Consider the following 18,970-nt stretch of genomic DNA (forward strand, 5'->3'; position numbering starts at 1 on the left):
CCTTGCCGGGCTGAAAGGATTGGTGATGGTTTCGATCGGCCGCGGAGCGAAGCTCGGCACAGCAGTGACGGTGCTGCTGTCCGCGGCGTGCTCTGCCGACGGCGGTTCCTCGGTAGAGCCCCTGACGCCGGCCCGGCTCGCGGCGGTACCCGCTGACGAGTACGCCTTCCCGGCCGAATGGGCCGGCGACCACACCTTCCGGTGGAGTGCCCCGGATGCGATCGACCTCATGAGCCCCGAGGCAACGGTGGTCCGAGCCCTCGCGGAGAGCAAACGGCTGTCCCTCGCGGTCGGTGACCGGCTGGCCTATCCGGGCTACTCCGCGGCGGTGTCCGACGTCGTCGAGCTGCACGTCCCCGACGGCGGCGCATACCCCGTCGGTGCGCGCGAAGGCACGTGGACCTACCGGTGGCGCGGCACCTTCCTCGCCCGCATCCTGCGCATCGATCCGGATGCCCAGGGGTTCACCGCCGCGTACTGCGTCGACTTCGGAAATGTGGCCGAGTCGGACAATGGGGGCAGAACCTATCACTGGCGCAGCGTGGGTGAGGGCGGCAAGCTCGACCACGGGTGGGTCACCTGGCTGCGGGTGACGTCGAATTCGGACACGACCCGCGTCGCCGACTCCATCGGCCTCGATGGAGGGCAAACCAGCCGCGTTCCACGCTTCGATCCATTTCATGGCTGGTCGGTTGCCGAGGCGTGGGGTCCATCGCCCCGTCGGGCGAGTGACGCCGCCACCGTCGACGGCTGCGCTCAATGGACCCGATCGAATCCACACGAGGCGTCATCGGCGAGCGATGCCGCGGTGACGCTCGCGGAGCCGCAGGACCCATATCCCGGGTGGCCCGCAACCGGATAGAACCCGACCGGGTAACCGACGTTCGGCGGCTCTCGAACGAAAGAGCCTGGCCCCCAGTTGATCACGGCGACCCGGTCGAGCCTATATCCGCAGACCTCATCCACAGCTGGGCGTGCGGCAGCGCCGGGAGCCGGTCGTGGAGTTGGTCGTCGATCGTCACCGACACGCCGTGTCGGCCGAACTCGACCGCCAGGCGATCGGCCGCCGGTCGGGTCGTGCGGTAGTCCAGCACGGCACCGCCGTCAGGAAAGCGGAGGCGCACCCGGACCTCGTTGCCCCGGTCCTCGGTCATGATGAACGACGAGAGTGTCGACCACAGGATTTCATTTCGCCATCCACCTACAACTTCACCAACCACATGCCGACCGCAAGCATAGTCGACACTCGCCACCGTCACTTCCACCGAATATTGCGGTCAGTTGACGAATATTTCGACCGTGCGACGGTCATCAGTCAATCGTCGCGCCCTCGCCCCGCCGAGGCATAGCGGCGCATGCGTGTGGGTAAGTTCGTCATTGGAGAGACGGTGACCCTCCCACTTGCCAGGGTCGTCAGGTGGGGAGGGTGTCGGAGACCCTCATCAGGGCTACGGGTCACCGTCTCTCGCCAAGCGGAAACTACCGAATTCACGCGAGTTCGGAAGTGCGCATTTCCGCGCGACCGCGTCCCCACCGTTTTCAGCTCATAGAATCGCCGTGAAATCGCGGCTCGCAATATAGTCGGGCCTCGGCGATTCGGACGCATACGGATCGACCAGCGCGTTCTCGACGCTATTGAAAACAATGAAAATATTCGAGCGCGGAAACGGCGTGATGTTGTTGGCCGAGCCGTGCATGATGTTCGAGTCGAACAGCAGCGCCGAGCCGGGTTTTCCGGTGAACTGCGCGATGCCGTGTTCGAGCGCGAGCGCCGTGATGTCGGCCGCGCCGGGCACCCCGATCTTCTGCTCGCGCAACGAGTCTCGATAGTGCCGAGCCGGGGTGACACCGATGCACGGCACGAAGGTCCGATGCGAGCCAGGCATCACCATGAGACTGCCGTTGAAGGGGTAGTTCTCGGTCAACGCGATGGACAGGCTCACCGCGCGCGGGGCGGGCATGCCGTCCTCGGCGTGCCAGGTCTCGAAATCGGAATGCCAATAGAAGCCAGTGCCGGTCATGCCGGGCATGTAGTTGATCCGGCTCTGATGGATGTAGACCTCCGATCCAAGAATCTGGCGGGCGAGCCCTGAGATCCGCTCGTCTCGAACCAGTCCCGCGATCGCGGCGCTGAGCCGATGCACCTGGAAGATCGAGCGGATTCGGTTCGAGGACTTCTCGATCACCACGCGCTCGTCGAGCCGCAGTTCCGGTTCCCGGGTCAGCCGTTCGACCTCGGCGGAGAGCACCGCTACTTCGTCGGGCCCGAGCAGGGCATCGAGCGCGACGTAGCCGTCGCGTTCGAAGCTCCCCAGCGCCTCGGACTCGACCTCGCCCCAGACGACGGGGTGCACGCGGTGGACGTGTGGCGCGCGCCCGGTAGTCCGGGTCGGGTAGTGGTCGATGATGATGTTGTTGTCGGACAACGACATTCGGTGTGAGACTCCTGTGCGGACTGATCAGGGCGCGGCGATGAGTGGATAGACGCCGTTTTCGTCGTGGACTTCCCGGCCGGTGACCGGCGGGTTGAACACGCACATCATGCGCATCCGGCTGCGAACTTCGAGACGGTGGCGCTCGTGGCCGTCGAGCAGGTACATAGAGCCTGGACCCAGCTCATAGGCGACGCCGTTGTCGAGATCGGTGAGCGTGCCCTCACCCTCGATGAGCCAGACCGCCTCCACATGGTGGCGGTAGTGGAAGTCGTGCTCGCTGCCGGCCTCGATGGTGGTCTCGTGGAAGGAGAATCCGACGCCGTCGCCGCCGAGCACGATGCGTTTGCTGCGCCAGCCCTTGCCCGCGACATCGCGTTCGGTGCCGGTGATCTCCGCTGTGGTGCGCACGATCATGTCAGCCCCGTCCTCCGCACACCGCGTCGACCGCGGTGGCGAGTATCTCCAGGCCGTGGTCGAGTTCGGACTCCGAGATGGTCAGCGGGGGAAGCAGTTTCACAACCTCGTCGTCCGCTCCGGCGGTCTCCACCAGCAGTCCGCAGTCGAAGGATTCCTGGCACACCTTGCCCGCGCGAGAGGCGTCGGCGAAGGCAAGCCCGTGCACGAGGCCGCGGCCCCTGGTCACGATTCCGGTGTAGGAGGCCGCCAGGCCCGTCAGCGCACGACGCACCCGCTGCCCCTTGTCCAGGGTCGCCGCCGCCAGCTCGCCGTCGTTCCAGTAGTGGTCCAGCGCCGCCCGCGCCGTGACGAATGCCGGGTTGTTGCCCCGGAAGGTGCCGTTGTGCTCGCCGGGAGCCCACTGGTCGAGCGCCGGGCGCATGAGCACGAGCGCCATCGGAAGACCATAGCCGCCGATGGATTTCGACAGTGTCACGATGTCGGGGACGATCCCGGCCTCCTCGAACGAGAAGAACGGCCCGGTGCGACCGCAGCCCATCTGCACGTCGTCGACGATCAGCAGAATGCCGCGCGCCGCGCACAATTCGGCGAGCCCGCGCAGCCATTGCGGCCGGGCCACATTGACGCCGCCTTCTCCCTGCACGGTCTCGACGATGACCGCCGCCGGCTTGTCCAGGCCGGACGACGCACCGTCGAGCGCCCGCTCCATCCACCGGAAGGCCTCGTGGTCCGGTTCGCGGAGGTAGCCGTCGTAGGGCATCACGCTGGCATGGGCGAGCGGGACGCCCGCGCCCGCTCGTTTGACGGCGTTGCCGGTGACCGCCAGCGCGCCCAGGGTCATGCCGTGGAATGCGTTGGTGAAGTTGAGGATTCCGTTCCTGCCGGTCACCTTGCGCGCCAGTTTGAGCGCCGCCTCGACCGCGTTGGCTCCGGTGGGGCCGGGGAATTGGACCTTGTAGTCGAGTCCACTCGGGCTCAGCAGGGTGCGTCGTACGGTCTCGAGCAGCGCCCGTTTCGCGACGGTGGACATGTCCAGTCCGTGTGTGATGCCGTCGCGGGCCATGTAGTCGAGCAGCGCCTGTTTCAGCACGGGGTTGTTGTGCCCGTAGTTGAGAGCGCCGGCTCCGGCGAAGAAGTCCAGATACTCCCGGCCGTTCTCGTCACGCAGCCACGCTCCGCTGGCGGTGTCGAACACGGTGGGCCAGCATCGGCAGTAGCCACGGACATTGGATTCGAGTTCGTCGAATACAGTCGTGCCGGTGGTGGTCATCGTCGACCCTCCTGATCGGTGCCCGCAGCTATGCGATACAGCTCCTCGGGCTCATGAACGTCGGGAAAGTGATTCGCGGTGAACAACTTCCGCCGAGTGATGCCCATGCCCCGCAGCCGCGCGAGGGCGGCGAACATCGCGGTCGAGGCGGTGTTGTCCGGTGAGACGGTGGTTTCGATCGCGGAAGCCGCCTGCCCGGAACCGGTTTCGAGCAGGCAGTCCAGCATGGCGACACCAATGCCGCGACCGCGGTGGGCACGGTCGACCGCGACCTGCCAGGCGAACAGCGTGGCGGGATCCGCCGGACGCAGATACCCGATCACGAAACCGGCGACCTCACCGTCGATTTCGGCCACCACCGATGTCGAGGCGAAATCCCGACACCACAGCAGATAGGCATAGCTCGAATTCACATCCAGTACACGGGAATCCACAGCGATTTGCCACAGCCGCGACCCGTCGTCGATTCGCGGCGAGCGGATCACAATGGCGTCCGACCGAGGTGCCGACGCCAAAGCGTATTCCGGCGACTGTTCTCGCACGATTTTTTCAGGGGCGGCGATGAGTCGCGAGGATTTGGATTGCATGACCCTTCCAGGTTGGCAAAGCTGTTTTACGATTCCTTTGACGGATGCTTTGCGATTCCATGAAGAGTCTCCGCTATTTCCGCTCCAGGCTCACGATCGGCAGCCTGATGACGAACCGCGCGCCACCCGCGGGCCGTGCCTCGCACTCGACCCTCCCACTATGGGCCGCAACGGTTTCGGCGACGAGCGCGAGTCCGATGCCGGTACCGGTTCCGCTTGCGTTGCGCCGCGTGGTGCGCACGGTGGCGAACCGCTCGAAGATGCGATCCCGTTCGGCGGGCGGCACCCCGGGCCCGGCGTCGTCGACGGCGATCACCGCCTCCGGCCCCTCCCGCCGAACGTCCACCCCGACGACGCCACCGCCGTGCCGGTCCGCATTGTCGAGCAGATTGCCGACGGCCCGTTCGAGTTCGAGCTTGCGGCCGCTGATCGTCGAGTCCCGCTCGACCGCGAGGAGCGCCGGATCGTACTGCCGTCCGACGAGCGTGTGCTCGAGCAGCTCACCGACCGAGAGCAATTCGGTGTCGCCACGATGCACTCCGGCCTCGACCCTGGCCAGTTCGAGCATGTCGTCGAGCATGTGCCGCAGATGCTCGAGTTCGGCGCTGACCAGATCGAGGGCGCGCCCGGCGCGCGGCGACAACTCCGTCGCATGCCGGTTCAGCACACTGACACTGGTGATCAGGGTGGTGAGCGGAGTGCGCAGCTCATGGCTCACATCGCCGACGAGCCTGCGTTCGCGCTCGATTCGCTGCTGCAGCGAGTCGACCATGGTGTTGAAGGAGTCGACCGTGGTGCGCAGATCCTGATCCGGCGTCCGCGGCAACCGCAACTCCAGTTCGCCGGAGGCGATGCGCTCCGCAGTGCCGGCCACCTGATGCAGGGGTTTGAGCACTCGCCGACTCGCCCACACCCCTAATGCCGCACCGATCACCGTTGCTACGGCGGCGCTGACGGTCAACAGATCGCGCAGCATCCGCAGGTTGGATTCCAGCTCGCTGATGGGGGTGAACTCGTAGAGCACGTCGCCGCGGTCGCCGACCGCGACCCCGGCGCGCAGGTAGGGCTGCCCGCCGATAGCGGCCCGTTCGATGCCGGGTTCCGGGCCGCGGATCAGCTCGGCGGGCAGCAATTCCTCCACGGTGCGATCGGGATCCGTGTCGTACCAGTCGATTCCGGCCCGCAGCACCAGCACCGTCTCATCGGGCGGTTCGATCGAACCCAGTATGGCGGGGTCGGCCACGCGGTCCAGGCGCGGCCACAACAGCTCGGCATGGGCGCGGGCCAATCGCTCCGCCGACCGCATGCGCTGGTCCTCCATGTACCCGCGCCCGATGGAATAGACCGACAGCGAAAGCACCAGGGCGACCAGGCAGGCGCTCAGTGCGAACGCGAACACCACACGGCCGCGCAGGCTTTGCGCGCGCCGGGCCAGCAGCGATCTGATCCGCTCGGCGTTGGACCCGATCCGCTCAGCGTTGGACATCGAGCCGGTAGCCGATTCCGCGCACGGTGACGACTATGCGCGGATCCGAGGCATTGCGTTCGATCTTGGTGCGCAACCGTCGCACGTGCACGTCGACGATCCGCTCGTCGCCGAAAAACCCTCGGTCCCAGACGCGTTCGAGCAGCACCGACCGGCTGAGCACCCGGCCCGGGCTCTCGGCGAGCTCACACAGCAGCCGGAATTCGGTGATGGTGAGCCGGATGACATGGTCGCCCCGCCGCACCGTCACGCCGCTGGGCGAGAGCACCAGCGCACCCCGCGGGTCGGCGTCGAGCACGATCTCGTCATCGACGTCGGCATCATTGACCACGCCTTCCCGGCGCGCGACCAGTCCGGCCCGGCGGCGCAGGGCCCGCATCCGCGCGGTGATCTCCTTCACCACGAACGGCTTGGTGACGAAATCGTCCGCGCCCGCTTCGAGCGCCGCGACCACGTCGTGGGTGTCATCGCGGGCGCTGACCACGATGATCGGGACATCGTGGTCCCTGCGCACCTCCCTGATGCAGGTGAAGCCGTCCATGCCGCCGAGCATCAGATCGACGATCATCAAGTCGGGGGCGCCGTGGTCACGCAGGTACTGCAGCGCGGTCTCCGCCTCGCCGGCCTCGGCGACCTCGTAGCCCTCGTAGCCCTCGTCCTCCATCGTGGACCGCCTCGGTGTGGAGCGTTTCGCGCTGATCGCGCACGACTTCGGCGGCCCGGTAGCCGCGCACCTGTACGCGAAGGCCGGCCACCGGATCACCCATCTGGCCGTGTTCCCCACCAACGCATTCCCCGACACTCCCATCCCGTTCCCGCTGTCGCTGGTGCCCAAGCGCGGAGTCGGCCCCCTTGCCCAGCGGATTCTGTTCTCCCCCTGGGCGTTGCGACAGCTCGTGCGTCACGGATCCGGGCGACCGAATCCCCGCCCCGATCCGGCCCCTTTCGTCGGTGACCGCGTCCAGGCGCACGCGATCAACTACATCTTCGGTGAAAGCCTGCGCCATATCGACACGCTGTACACGCCGGTGCGTGCCGCCCTGGCACGGGTGTCGGTGCCCGCACTGGTCGGCTGGGGCGACCACGACCCCTTGTTCAGCATCGAAATCGGCCGCCGGACAGCCGAACTCATCCCCACGGCACGATGGCGGCTCTACCCTGGCGCCGGGCACTTCCTGCCCCTCGAACGACCCGACGAACTGGCCGCCGACATCACGACATTGCTGAGCGAGCCCGCCGGCCGGACATAGACCCGTCGTGATCGCGCATGTACCGGCGGTGTGGACTCAGACTGCGACTGTCGCGCGGTCGCGCTCGCGGGCGAGTGCGCGGTCGCGGTGTTCCTCGAAGCGGGGGATGTGGACGGTCTCCATGGTGTTCAGGAAGTCGGCGAGGCGTTCGCGGGCTTGTTCGCCGCGGGGGCCGAAGTCGTTGCGGTCGAAGATGTTCCAGTGTCGCAGGACTGGTTGGAGGACGTCTTCGAGGTGTTGGCGCAGGTCGTAGATGCCGTGCTTGGCCATGAGGACGCCGTGGCGGCGGAAGTTGGGCATGCCGGTGCCGGGCATGCGGAAGTTCTCGACGATGAGGTCGATGGCTTCCATGGCCTGGTCGGGGACGAGGTCGAGGGCCGCGCCGCAGAGGGTGCGGTAGAAGATCATGTGCAGGTTCTCGTCGAGGGCCAGGCGTTGCAGCATGCGGTCGGCGATGGGGTCGTCGCAGACCTTGGCGGTGTTGCGGTGGCTGATGCGGGTGGCCAGTTCCTGGAAGCTGACGTAGGTGACCGAGAACAGGAATCCGGCATCGGCCAGGGCCGCGGCCCCGGTGGGCGGGGTGTAGCCGTTGGTCATGTGGGTCATGCGGTCGTTCTCGAGGGCGACCGGGTCCACGCCGCGGGTGACGACGAGGTAGTCGCGCAGCACGATGGAATGGCGGGCCTCCTCGGCGGTCCAGCGCCCGACCCAGCTGCCCCAGGCGCCGTCGCGGGAGAAGTTCTCGGCGATCTCGCGGTGGTAGGACGGCAGGTTGTCCTCGGTGAGCAGGTTGGTGACCAGCGCGGCCTTGGCGACCTCCGACAGCGTGGATTGCCCGGGCTCCCAGTCTGTTCCGCCGAGCGCGGCGAAGTTGCGGCCCTCTTCCCAGGGGATGTAGTCGTGGGGGTGCCATTCCTTGAACACCGACAGGTGCCGGTCCAGTGCCTGCCCGGCGACGGGTTCGAGCTCGACGAGGATCTCACGCTGTGTCAGTGCACGTGCCACGAGTGGTGTCTGCCTTCCTGTCGGGGACTGTCGCTGTTTCGCAGATCAGCTTCTCCGGCCTGGCGTTTCGGGCACAGGGCCCGAAGTCCCACCGGCCGAGGTCTTTCGAGTGCGCTGCCGACGTGCGCGCTGGTGTGCCGAGGGTGACTCGACGGACTGCTTTCGAACGTGGCGGCCGCCGGGTGCGACTGTCGAGATCACGTCGGCGAGTGCGAGTTCGGCGGCGCGGCCGGTCGACCGTCGGTCCGGGCTGCGCGGCTCGGCCGGTCGATGGTGCCGGTCAGGCAGCCGGGGTGAGCAGGGTCAGGTCGTTGTCGTAGCGGCGGTACAGCAGTTGGCCGCGTCCGGTGTCGGGATCGGTGAAGAACACGAACGGCAGCCCGTAATCGCAGATCCGCGAGTGCGCTTCAGCCGCACCGATCTCGGCGACGGGCCGAGGATTCATGGTGAACGGGCCGCCCTCGCTGACGCAGGCCGGTGGTCGGCCGCAGACCTGCCGGGCGATTTTGAGCCCGCTCGGTCCGGCCCGGTAGACGATCGCGTCCTCACCGGTGTCGCTGTCGAGGAACATGTGCGCGTCGTAATCGCTGAGGTCGAGTTCGTGCGCGGCCTGTTCCGGGGTAATGCCGTGCAGGTGAACTGGCTTGTGGCGCACGATCCTTCCCGGCCCCGGCGTCGACAGCGGGGGTCGGGCGGGGTCGGGCCAGCGTCGTGGCCGCCATGGTGTGCGGGCGGCGTTGATCTGCTGGTCCAGGCGCACGATCGCGGCCAGGATGTTGTGGTGCCCGGCGGTGACGGTCTGTGTACGGACAGCGCGCCCGCTCGCGTCGAGGTTGATCTGGATCAGCAGTGGCCCGTCGGCGACGTCGAGCGCGGTGATCCGGACCCGCACCCTGCCGGTGATGCCGAATCGCCGCGCAGCGGTGTCGACCGCCCTGGTGACCCGTTCGGCCTCGAGCGCGGGGACCGGCCCGTGCGGCGACACGACCACGGCTGGGCCGGTTGCCGGGCGATGTTCCGGTTCGGTGCACAGCATGCTCATGGCCTCCATCCCGATGCGCGACGCTCGACTGGTCGAACGCCAATGGTCCACGCCACACCGAACCGTGGGCAGGGACCAAAGTCCTCTAATCCGTCGACCAACGAAACCCAGTCGGCGGCAGGTGTCTTCGTCGTGTGCGGCCCGCGCGGTGGCGGCCGACGCAGAATCTCGAACCGGCCGTCTCTAGACTCCGGATACCGGTTTCTCCCATCCGCGATTGGAGTGCACGTCGTCCGCTATGGCCACTGACCCTCATGCTGGTTCCTACTCGATGCGTGAAACGTTGTCGCAGTTGCGGTTGCGGGAGCTGCTGGGTGAGGTGAAAACGCGCATCGAGCAGGTCATCGACGCCCGCGACCGGATGGACGGCCTGGTCGAGGCCATGCTCACGGTGGCCTCCGGGCTCGATCTCGACGAGACCCTGCGCACCATCGTGCGCGCCGCGACGACCCTGGTCGATGCCCGCTACGGCGCGCTGGGTGTGCGCGGACACGAGGGCGGGCTCACCGAATTCGTCTCCGAGGGCATCGACGAACACACCCGAACTCTCATCGGTGACCTACCCCAGGGGCACGGCGTGCTGGGTTTGATGTTCACCCAGCCTCAGCCCATCCGCCTGACCGATCTCGCCGACCATCCCGCCTCGGTCGGATTCCCGGCACATCACCCGCCCATGCGGTCGTTGCTGGGTGTGCCGATCCGGATCCGTGACGAAGTGTTCGGAAACCTCTATCTCACCGAGAAATCCGGCGGGCAGGCCTTCTCCGAGGACGACGAGGTACTGGTCCAAGCGTTGGCCGCCGCCGCGGGAACAGCCATCGACAACGCCCGCCTCTACGAGGGCTCCCGCACCCGCCAGGCATGGATCGAGGCGACCCGCGACATCGCCACCGCCTTCCTGGCCGGCGCGTCCCCGGAGACGGTCATGGGCCAGCTGGTCGAACGCGCCCGCACCCTCACCGGCTCGCAGCGGGTCTTCCTCGCCTTCAACGACGATCCCGATCCGCACGGCGACGACATCACCGAACTGCGCATCGCGCACCTGTCCGGCCCCGACGACCGGCCACACCCCACCACGGTCGCCACCGACGGCACCGCGATCGGGGCGGCGTTCACCGGCCGCCGACCACGACGATTCAGCCACACCGACGAGATCGATCTCGGCACACCGTTCGGTGAGCGTGGACCGGCGCTGATCCTGCCGCTGCACACCCAGAACGCGACGCTGGGCGTGCTGGTTCTGCTGCGTGCTCTCGACGCCGCCCCCTACTCCGAGGAAACCCTCGAGTTCGCCACCGCGTTCACCGAACACGCGGCGCTGGCGCTGCGACTGGCCGCCACGCAGCGGCGGATGCGTGAACTCGACGTGCTCACCGACCGCGACCGCATCGCCCGCGATCTGCACGACCACGTCATCCAGCGCCTCTTCGCCGCCGGGCTCAGCCTGCAGGGCACCCTCGCCCGCGCCACCACCCCCGAGGTACGAGACCGGCTCTCCGACGTCATCGACGAGTTGCAGGACGTCGTCGCCGAGATCCGCACCTCCATCTTCGACCTGCACGGCGGCAACGCCGAGAGCACCCGACTCCGACAGCGACTCGAGGACCTGATCAAACGCCACACCGGCGACACCGACCTGCGCACCTCCCTGCGGATCTCCGGACCGCTGTCGGTCGTGGAACCGGCCCTGGCCGACCACGCCGAAGCCGTCGTCCGCGAAGCGGTGTCCAACACCGTCCGCCACGCCGGAGCACAGACATTGACCGTACAGATCGACGTCGACGACGAACTGGTCATCGTGGTCAGCGACGACGGCCGCGGCATCCCCGACAACATCACCCCCAGCGGACTGACCAACCTCGCCCACCGCGCCGAACAAGCCGGCGGCACCTTCACCATACTGCGCGACACCGGCGACACCGGCACACGACTACGGTGGGCTGTCCCGTTGCAATAGAGAGGCCGCCGCGGTTCCGACCGCTTCGGCGGCTTCTCGACGGTGCCATCATGTGACACCGGCGGACAGCACGCGGCACGGTGTGGGCGCAGCGCCATTTCCGCACTGGGAGAGGCGGATTCGTTGCTGGGCGTGTGGTCATCGCACGCGGTGTCCGCACGGCTGTTACCGGGCAGGGCTTTCGAGCCGGTCCGGGCGTTCGCCGAGCAGGCCGCCTCGACGATCCCGATGGCGGGCGCAGCCCGCCCCGGCGCACGAGCCGAGCGGGTGTCGAAGGTCCCGTCCGCGGGTGTCTTTTTCTCTAGCGGTGAATGTTGCGCGGCAGGCACTCTGAGCAGATGGACCAAACCGACCACCTCGGCCCGCCCCGGCTGTCCGCGCCGTCGAGGCGGCCGGTTCGCGTGGTTCTCATCGACCGTGATCCTCACGTCCGCGCCGCGATCGCCGACCTGATCACGATCGAACCCGACATCGACGTCGTAGGCCAGGCAGGGTCTCTCGCGGCGGGGTCCGCGCTGGTCACCGAACTCACTCCACACGTGGTGGTGCTGGATCCGCACCTGCCCGACGGTGACGGACTCGAACTATGCCGGAACCTGCGTGCCGGTCACAGTCCTGCCCGGTGCCTGGTCCTGTCGACCGCCGCCGACCCCGATGCGATGGCCGATGCCGTACAGGCCGGCGCCGCCGGCTATATCGTCAAGGATCTCACCGAACTCGCACTCGGCGACGCGATCAAGGCCATCGCAGGCGGGCGATCTCGCCTCGACCGGCCCGCTGCCCCGACGCGGCACCATCGTGGTGATCGCGAACTGCTCGCGGCGTTGACGGGCATGGAGTTGTCGATCCTGTTGTTGCTGGCCGAAGGGCTGACTCACCAGCAGATCGCCGGCCGATTGTTCTTCGCCGAGAACACGATCCGGACCTACGTCGCCCGAATACTGCGCAAACTCGGCCTCGACGACCCCGCGCACGCGGCCGACTACGCGAGCCGCCTACGAGAAATCGCGGCGACGAGCGGTGAGCCGCACCCCGACCAAGCGTGACCGGGCCAGCGGAGAACCCGATGATGACAGCGCCCGACCGGTGACCAAGGACACTCGGGACCGAGCGGAAAGCCCGTATACCCAGGCCCCCATGACAAGAAGACTCGGGCCATGACAACCACGGACGCCGGTTCCCTCGCGGTACCCGATCACCAGACCATGCTGGCGGCGATGCAGCGGGCATCGCGTGCGCCGTCGGTGCACAACACCCAGCCGTGGCACTGGAGGTTCGACGGGGAACACCTGCACCTGCACGCCGACCCCGACCGGCTGCTCGCCGCCGCCGACCCGCACGGTCGGCAGCTGGTGATCAGCTGCGGGGCGGCGCTGCACCATGTGCGCACCGTCTTCGGGTCGCTGGGCTGGCACACCGACACCGTCCGAGTCCCGGATGCCTCGGATCCGAACCGGCTCGCCGAGACCACCTTCCGGCCCTGGCCCGATCCACCCGCCGGGCTGCTCGCCCGCGCGGACGCGATCGACCGGCGACGCACCGACCGGCTGCCCATGGCCGCGCCCGAGCACTGGGACGCCATCGCGCCGAGGCTGCGCATGCTGGTCTCGCCGCACTACCTCGAGCTCGACACACTCGGCGAGTCCGCACACGCGCAGCTGGCCGAAGCGTCCGAGAAGGCCGCCGCCCTGCGCCACCAGGACATGCTGTACGTGATCGAAATCGGTTGGTGGACGGGACATTCGGGAACCCCCGACGGGGTGCCGACCGACGCGCTGCCCTCGTCCGCCGAATTCGCCCAGGTGCGGGTCGGCCGGGCCTTCCCCATCCCACGACATCCGGACGCCGCCGCAGCGCACTCGGCCCGGCGCGCGGACACCGAGGATCACGCCCGGCTGGTGGTGCTGAGCTCGTCCGGCGATTCGGTCACCGAATGGCTGCGCACCGGCGAGGCGCTCTCGGCGGTCCTGCTCGAATGCACGGTCGCCGGGCTCGCCACCTGCGCGCTCACCGACATCACCGAATTACCCACAGCCCGTACGGCTCTCGCCCGGATGCTGCCGCGGCCCGCGCTGCCGCAACTCGTGATCCGGATCGGCACCGCACCCGCCGGCGAGCCCGAGCACCGGCCCACACCGCGGCGGCCACTCTCCGAACTCTTCACCATCGAGTTACGCTGAACGCACGCCCGGGAGGCCCTCGCCGACGCGAGGGGCCGGGCATGCGTGCCGTTGTCGGTGGAGTCGTGCGGCCTCGAACTCGCGGCGCTCGCCTAGCGCTGTTCCGGCTCGCCGTGCACGACCATGACGGAGCAATGCGCGTGCTGCACGAGCGAATGCGCGGTCGAGCCGAGCAGCATCCCGGTGAAGCCGCCGCGCCCGCGATTGCCGACGACAACCAGCTGAGCGTGCTTCGACAGTTCCAGCAGCTGGCGGGCGGGAGAGGCGACATACACCTCGCGGGTCACCTCCACCTCCGGGTATTTCTCCCGCCATCCGGCCAGCCGCTCGGCGAGAATGGCGGTCTCGATATCGTCGATCTCCGCGAGTGAATCGCGCGATGATCCGCCCGCGAATTTGCCCGCGTCCCAATCACTCCAGACGTGCACGGCCACCAATTCGGCGTCCCGTTCGGCGGCCTCGGCGAACGCGGCGGCAATGGCCGCCTCACCGGTCGGGCTGCCGTCGACGCCGACCACCACCGGCCCGGACTCCCGAACGGTGTCACCCGCCCGCGGTTCGGAGCGCACGACGATCACCGCACCGGCGGCGTGACTGGTCACCGTGAGCAGCGTCGAGCCGAGATGACGCATCGTGCCGTGGTTTCCGGTCGCGCCCATCACCACCGCGTACGCACAGACGCTGCGCTCGATCAGGGTTTGGGCGCCGGTCCCGTCCGCGAGGTACGTGGTGATCGCCAGTCCCGGTTCGATCTGGCGGGCGATACGCTCGGCGCGGGCGGTGGCCTCGTGGCTCTGCGCCCGGACCTCCTCGGCGGCAGACGCGGTGATGACCTGATAGGTCCCGAGCAAGGTGCCCGCGCCGGCCAGATTCATGCCGTGCGCCAGCTGGAGTTCACGGCCCCGCCGGGCCGCGTAGCGCGCCGCCCAGCCGACCGCGAGACCAGCCCCATCCGATTCGTCCACTCCGACGACCGGGGCCGAGGCCAGCCGGTGCACTTCATCGAAATCCCGCCGTGTCATCGTGACCTCCGATGTCGATATTGGTGAAAGCCCCATGTGGAACCACACTTTCACCGTATTGAGGCCGGACTCGCCGCCACTGCGGGCGATCGTCACCGGACAATGGCCCAAAGACCTCCGGCGGCCCGCGCGGTTCCAGGCCGAACAGGATTCGCGCAGAGCGGTTGCCCACGCGCCGCCCGATACGGCCGATCGCTCGATCGACCACAGGCCGCCGACCAGGGTGACCGGGCCCGCGATTCCGGCCGCCACAACCGACCAGCCGATGTGGATCCCCGGCTCGTAATCGTCGGTCTCACGGGCGATGACAGCGGACAGAACCGAAGGTCCCCATCGTGCGTCCTTCTCCCCTTGGTGATCACGACCGGTAGCCGGGCATTCCCTTCCGCCCGTGTCCACGTGACTTTCTGCCCTGTGGACCACACTCGATTCAAGGGCACGCTCAACTCCACACAAACGGAAGGAGACACGTGATGGACTACCGGGTGGACCTGTGCGAGACACCGCCACACGCGGTATTGAGCCTGCCGATGGAGATTCGGTCCGAGCAGCTCGCTGAGGGCATTCTCGCCGGGATGAACCGGATCGAGGAGGTGGCCCGGCGGGCCGGGCTGACCGCGAACGGCGCGCCCACCATCACCTTTCACCGTGAGCTTCCGACCGGGCAGGCCATCGCCGTGGACTTCGGACTGCCCATCGAACCGGCGCCGGCCCTGGGCCCGAGTTCCGGCGGTGATCTGCTGATCAAGTCGCCCGCGCTGGTGGCCCGCACCTGCCACCGGGGCGGCTATGCCGGGCTCGACGCCGCCTACCGCGCATTGCGAGGCTGGGTGCGAGAGTCGGGCTATCGCCCGGTCGGTCCGCCCACCGAGTCCTATCTCGTCGGCCCCGACCAGGTTCAGGATCCGCGCCTGTTCATCACCGAGGTCCGCATCCCGGTCGCTCCGTCACCGGCTATCGCAGTGCATGTGGACGGCAGGTTCGCGGTGGTCGCCGAACGCACTCGGATGGCATTGCGAGACCAGGGATTCGACATCTCCACCGAGATCGACGCGCAGGCGATGCTGCGGCAGCGGGCAGGCGAGCACATCGAGGAGTACCTGATTCTGGGCGCGTGCCATCCACGACTGGCCGCCTGCGCGCTCGAGATCGAGCGGTCGGCCGGATTGCTGTTGTCCTGCAGCGTCATCGTGCGCGCCGACGAGACCGGGGTGGTGGTCGAGGCCGGTGACCCCGCGGTGCAGGCGGCGGCGTTCGAGTCCCCGGAACTGACTGCCCTCGCCACTGAGGCCCACGATCTACTGGCCGCCGCCCTGACCGACCTGGTGCGCACCGCTGCCGCCGCGAGCTGACCAACCTCACGGCGGCATCGCCCTGGCTGTTGCCGGGACCGTCGGCGCGCGTCGACACGCCCCTCGGCCCGGCAGCCCCGGCGTTCCTTACCGAGTCGCCGGCTTCACACGCACACTGAGCTTCCATTCGACAACCGCACCACGTCCCGCGCGGTCAGCACCGGCCCGGGAAACACGAATCGGTACTGCTCGCCCGTGCACTCATCGGTGACCGCAATATTCTCCCGGGTGTCCCCGATGATCGGCACAGCGCGCATCGGCACCCCGGTGCCGCGCATCAGATCCTCGAGCAGCCGGCCCACGGGCCCGCCCGCGGGGAACACCGCCGTCACCGACTCGCCCAGAGCCGCGATGGTGCGCGCGGCGTTGATCCCGCCCCCACCCGGGTCGAATCGCGGTGCCGCGCCGCGAATCTTGGAGGTCGGGCGAACGTGGCCGGCCTGTGCGGCGACGTCGATCGGAGGGTTCATGGTCAAGGTGACGATCGACATCGTCGGCCTACTTTCGAGCTGACGCCCGCCGAATCACCGACGGGCTGCGACACCGACGACTCCCCGCGCGTGCGGGTCACAGTTGAAGGGTAGCCAGTCGTCACCGCCGGTGACGGCGGACCGCTCACCGATGACCGAAATGCCCTGTCGCCCAAGGCGATCGCGCGGCAACGGAATGCAGGTCGGTCGTCGAAAGCGCGGGATGGCGGTAAGTCCCGCCGATTCACCGGCGCCCGGTCCTCCCGAGTGCCTGCCGAGTTCGCCCGTATTTCGCGGACGAATGTCCGGTCTCGGGTGGACTTTCGACTCTGAAGCGGGTCGTGGGTCGCGTGGAAATGTCGGCGGCGTCATCACCTGATGACACCGCGAACGAGGAGGAGCATTGAGCGTGCAGACAGTGGAGTCGGGCTCGGTGGTTCAGGTTTGGGCCGACCACAATGTATCGGCCGGCGCGTCGGCGTACATGCGGGACAAGGTCAGTCGCGTTCTGGACCATGTTCCCGGGCCGGTGATCTCGACGCGCGTGCGTCTGACTCGACATCGTGAATGGGTGGCCTCGAAACCGGTTGTCGCTCAGGCGAATGTCAGCCTGCCGGGCCGGATGGTGCGGGTGCAGGTGTCGGCGACGTCGGAGCACGAGGCCGCCGACCTGCTGGAGGTGCGGTTGAAGTCGCGGCTGGACCGGTTGGCCCGGCACGGGGACGGGCCGCACGGTGGACGATCCGCCGCCGCGGGTTCGCCCTGGCGGCACGGCGACGTCGCCCGGGCGCGGCTGCCGTACTTCCCGCGACCGGAGGAGGAGCGGGAGGTGGTGCGCCACAAGGCTTTCACGCTGGCGCATGCGACCTGCGACGAGGCGGCGTCGGATATGGAGCTGCTCGACTACGACTTCCAGTTGTTCACCGAGGCGGGCAGCGGTGTGGACAGCGTGCTGTACCGGACCGGCAGCGGCGGTCTGCGGCTGGCCCAGCTCACCCCGCAGCCGCAGGAGGTCATCCCCGGCGTGGTCGCGTTGTCGATGAGTCCGGCCGCGTCACCCGAGCTCGCCCTCGAGGGCGCGATCACCCGGCTCGAACTGACGAACTGGCCGTTCGTGTTCTTCCGCGACCGCGACACCGGCAGCGGCAGCGTGCTCTACCACCGCTACGACGGCCACTACGGCCTGCTCACGCCCGCCGAGTAGCGACCGGCAAGGCGCGACGCCCAGCCGAGGCATCTCGCGAAGAGCGACCTCGGCTGGGCGCCCCCGCACGAATGGAGTTCACTCGGTGAAGGCATTGGGACACACAATCATTCAACGTCTTTTCGCGGCCAAACGCTGGATGTATCGCACTGGCCGACCGGGTGCGACCGCGCGGGCGTTGAATCGGATCGCACGTCTCCAGTACTCGGCGGGTCTGCTGTCACCGCACTATGCGGTGACCTTGGAGGTGACGGGCCGGCGCACCGGTCGGCCCGTGCTGCTGCCGCTGGTGGTGGCCGAGTACGACGGCGATCGGTATCTGGTGTCGATGCTGGGTCCCGACGCCAATTGGGTCCGCAACGTCGACGCCGCCGATGGCCGAGCGGTGCTGCACCGCCGTGGCGCGGAAGCCGTGCGGCTGGAACTGGTCGCTCCGACTGCCCGCGCCCCGATCCTGCGCCGCTACCTCGCGGTCGATCCCGGGGCGCGACCGCACTTCCCGATCGACCGCCACACCACGGCCGACGAATTCGACGCGATCGCCGACCGCTATCCGGTCTTCCGCATCGTCCACACACCCCGGGCAGACGGCCCGACCCGACGGCAGCGGTAAGGAAGAACCGGAGCTGCCGTTGGCACTAGGCCGGACGTCGAGCGTTGCGCAAGACAGCGTCTCGATGAGCACTGTGGAGAATTCGATCGGGACCGGTCACCGGGCGACGAGCAGATCGGCCGACCTCGAAGGTCGGATGCCTCAGTGCTTGCGACTTTGAGTATGCGGTCGTTTGTCGGGGAACAGCAGGTTGAAGCGCTTGACCTGGAGGCTGCGCTCGGCCAGATAGTGTTCCTCGAGCTGGTTGACCTCGGCCGCGGAAAGCCCGAGCTGGTTGGCCATGGCGTTGATGGTGTTGCGTTCGCCGCCGCTGAGGAATCCGTCGGCATAGCAGGCACGAATGGAATCGAAAACGAGTGTGCGCGCCCAGTTTCCGGCGTCGTCGGCGGCCGCGTCGACCGGGGTGCGTGCGGCCAGAACGGTGGCGATGTCGTCGGTGGCCTTGTAGTTGTCGAGCTCGGCGAGGAGTTCGGGGGAACCGCCGAACGCTTCACAGAAGCCGGGTACCCAGTCACGCTCGGCGGCAGCCAGTTCCCCGTCGCCGTTCGCGCAGATCATGATGCACTTGAAGAACGTCGCGTAATCGCGATCGCTGGGCTTTCGATCGAATCCGCGCTCGGATTTCATCACCCAGTGCACGCCTCGAGAATCAGACATTTTCCACTGCCTTCCAACTCTTC

21 protein-coding genes are annotated in these 18,970 nt (G+C 67.9%); 9 read left to right on the forward strand and 12 right to left on the reverse strand.

The features are described from left to right. The first annotated feature begins 25 nt into the window (after window positions 1–25). The gene (locus NS2_RS19800; RefSeq protein WP_143161289.1) at window positions 26–862 is read left to right on the forward strand and encodes a hypothetical protein; all 837 of its coding nucleotides are present in this window, start codon (window positions 26–28) and stop codon (window positions 860–862) included. A gap of 61 nt (window positions 863–923) precedes the next feature. On the opposite strand, the gene NS2_RS19805 is transcribed toward NS2_RS19800, so the two are convergent. From NS2_RS19805 to NS2_RS19835, 7 genes are all read right to left on the reverse strand, one after another. Beyond that, the gene (locus tag NS2_RS19805) at window positions 924–1,154 is read right to left on the reverse strand and encodes a hypothetical protein (protein WP_033088932.1); all 231 of its coding nucleotides are present in this window, start codon (window positions 1,152–1,154) and stop codon (window positions 924–926) included. Window positions 1,155–1,544: 390 nt separating this feature from the next. Then, window positions 1,545–2,432 carry an ectoine hydroxylase gene (gene thpD / locus NS2_RS19810; protein WP_033088931.1) on the reverse strand — a complete coding sequence of 296 codons (888 nt, stop codon included), beginning with the start codon at window positions 2,430–2,432 and terminating at the stop codon, window positions 1,545–1,547. A 27-nt stretch (window positions 2,433–2,459) separates the two neighbouring features. Then, the gene (locus tag NS2_RS19815; RefSeq protein ID WP_033088930.1) at window positions 2,460–2,849 is read right to left on the reverse strand and encodes an ectoine synthase; all 390 of its coding nucleotides are present in this window, start codon (window positions 2,847–2,849) and stop codon (window positions 2,460–2,462) included. 1 nt (window position 2,850) lies between these two features. Next, complete coding sequence (ectB, locus tag NS2_RS19820; RefSeq protein ID WP_033088929.1) at window positions 2,851–4,122, reverse strand: diaminobutyrate--2-oxoglutarate transaminase; 1,272 nt, start codon at window positions 4,120–4,122, stop codon at window positions 2,851–2,853. Then, on the reverse strand, window positions 4,119–4,610 hold the full coding sequence (gene ectA, locus NS2_RS19825; RefSeq protein ID WP_373456098.1) for a diaminobutyrate acetyltransferase: 492 nt from the start codon (window positions 4,608–4,610) through the stop codon (window positions 4,119–4,121). Before ectA ends, ectB begins: the two co-directional genes overlap by 4 nt. 172 nt (window positions 4,611–4,782) lie before the next feature. After that, window positions 4,783–6,195, reverse strand: coding sequence for a sensor histidine kinase (locus NS2_RS19830; protein ID WP_081986046.1), 1,413 nt, complete (start codon window positions 6,193–6,195; stop codon window positions 4,783–4,785). Next, window positions 6,182–6,895, reverse strand: coding sequence for a response regulator transcription factor (locus NS2_RS19835; RefSeq protein ID WP_033088947.1), 714 nt, complete (start codon window positions 6,893–6,895; stop codon window positions 6,182–6,184). The genes NS2_RS19830 and NS2_RS19835 overlap by 14 nt, the downstream gene beginning before the upstream one ends. Between NS2_RS19835 and NS2_RS19840 the strand changes: the two genes are divergently transcribed. Beyond that, on the forward strand, window positions 6,861–7,445 hold the full coding sequence (locus NS2_RS19840; protein WP_071811780.1) for an alpha/beta fold hydrolase: 585 nt from the start codon (window positions 6,861–6,863) through the stop codon (window positions 7,443–7,445). The genes NS2_RS19835 and NS2_RS19840 overlap by 35 nt on opposite strands. Before the next feature lie 36 nt (window positions 7,446–7,481). On the opposite strand, the gene NS2_RS19845 is transcribed toward NS2_RS19840, so the two are convergent. After that, complete coding sequence (locus NS2_RS19845) at window positions 7,482–8,450, reverse strand: acyl-ACP desaturase (RefSeq protein WP_033088927.1); 969 nt, start codon at window positions 8,448–8,450, stop codon at window positions 7,482–7,484. A 280-nt stretch (window positions 8,451–8,730) separates the two neighbouring features. Next, window positions 8,731–9,492 (reverse strand): sigma 54 modulation/S30EA ribosomal C-terminal domain-containing protein, encoded by a 762-nt coding sequence (locus tag NS2_RS19850; RefSeq protein WP_158544076.1) that lies wholly within the window; start codon window positions 9,490–9,492, stop codon window positions 8,731–8,733. Between the two features lie 271 nt (window positions 9,493–9,763). Between NS2_RS19850 and NS2_RS19855 the strand changes: the two genes are divergently transcribed. From NS2_RS19855 to NS2_RS19865, 3 genes are all read left to right on the forward strand, one after another. Then, complete coding sequence (locus NS2_RS19855) at window positions 9,764–11,449, forward strand: sensor histidine kinase (RefSeq protein WP_269150588.1); 1,686 nt, start codon at window positions 9,764–9,766, stop codon at window positions 11,447–11,449. Between the two features lie 338 nt (window positions 11,450–11,787). Then, the gene (locus tag NS2_RS19860; protein WP_045438278.1) at window positions 11,788–12,495 is read left to right on the forward strand and encodes a response regulator; all 708 of its coding nucleotides are present in this window, start codon (window positions 11,788–11,790) and stop codon (window positions 12,493–12,495) included. 111 nt (window positions 12,496–12,606) lie between these two features. Next, window positions 12,607–13,629, forward strand: a complete 1,023-nt coding sequence (locus tag NS2_RS19865; RefSeq protein WP_033088924.1) for an Acg family FMN-binding oxidoreductase — start codon at window positions 12,607–12,609, stop codon at window positions 13,627–13,629. A gap of 92 nt (window positions 13,630–13,721) precedes the next feature. Here NS2_RS19865 and NS2_RS19870 read toward each other — a convergent pair whose 3' ends face one another. Continuing rightward, window positions 13,722–14,651 (reverse strand): universal stress protein, encoded by a 930-nt coding sequence (locus tag NS2_RS19870; RefSeq protein WP_033088923.1) that lies wholly within the window; start codon window positions 14,649–14,651, stop codon window positions 13,722–13,724. A 1-nt stretch (window position 14,652) separates the two neighbouring features. Between NS2_RS19870 and NS2_RS19875 the strand changes: the two genes are divergently transcribed. Continuing rightward, window positions 14,653–14,937: a hypothetical protein gene (locus NS2_RS19875; protein WP_033088922.1), complete on the forward strand. Its 285-nt coding sequence runs from the start codon at window positions 14,653–14,655 to the stop codon at window positions 14,935–14,937. 187 nt (window positions 14,938–15,124) lie between these two features. Continuing rightward, window positions 15,125–16,003: a DUF302 domain-containing protein gene (locus NS2_RS37650; RefSeq protein ID WP_228102859.1), complete on the forward strand. Its 879-nt coding sequence runs from the start codon at window positions 15,125–15,127 to the stop codon at window positions 16,001–16,003. A 104-nt stretch (window positions 16,004–16,107) separates the two neighbouring features. Here NS2_RS37650 and NS2_RS19885 read toward each other — a convergent pair whose 3' ends face one another. After that, entirely contained in the window at window positions 16,108–16,494 is a 387-nt protein-coding gene (locus tag NS2_RS19885; protein ID WP_052086640.1) for a PfkB family carbohydrate kinase, read from the reverse strand. 550 nt (window positions 16,495–17,044) lie between these two features. On the opposite strand from NS2_RS19885, the gene NS2_RS19890 reads away from it, so the two are divergent. Together NS2_RS19890 and NS2_RS19895 are read left to right on the forward strand one after the other, a co-directional pair. Continuing rightward, on the forward strand, window positions 17,045–17,677 hold the full coding sequence (locus tag NS2_RS19890; RefSeq protein WP_197707833.1) for a sigma 54 modulation/S30EA ribosomal C-terminal domain-containing protein: 633 nt from the start codon (window positions 17,045–17,047) through the stop codon (window positions 17,675–17,677). A gap of 139 nt (window positions 17,678–17,816) precedes the next feature. After that, complete coding sequence (locus NS2_RS19895) at window positions 17,817–18,290, forward strand: nitroreductase/quinone reductase family protein (RefSeq protein WP_147207243.1); 474 nt, start codon at window positions 17,817–17,819, stop codon at window positions 18,288–18,290. 141 nt (window positions 18,291–18,431) lie between these two features. Here the strand turns inward: NS2_RS19895 and NS2_RS19900 are convergent, their stop codons facing one another. After that, the gene (locus NS2_RS19900; RefSeq protein ID WP_036546417.1) at window positions 18,432–18,947 is read right to left on the reverse strand and encodes a tellurite resistance TerB family protein; all 516 of its coding nucleotides are present in this window, start codon (window positions 18,945–18,947) and stop codon (window positions 18,432–18,434) included. Between the last annotated feature and the right edge of the window lie 23 nt (window positions 18,948–18,970).

The sequence above is a fragment of the Nocardia seriolae NBRC 15557 genome, assembly GCF_007990715.1.
GTDB classification, from domain to species: Bacteria; Actinomycetota; Actinomycetes; order Mycobacteriales; family Mycobacteriaceae; genus Nocardia; species Nocardia seriolae.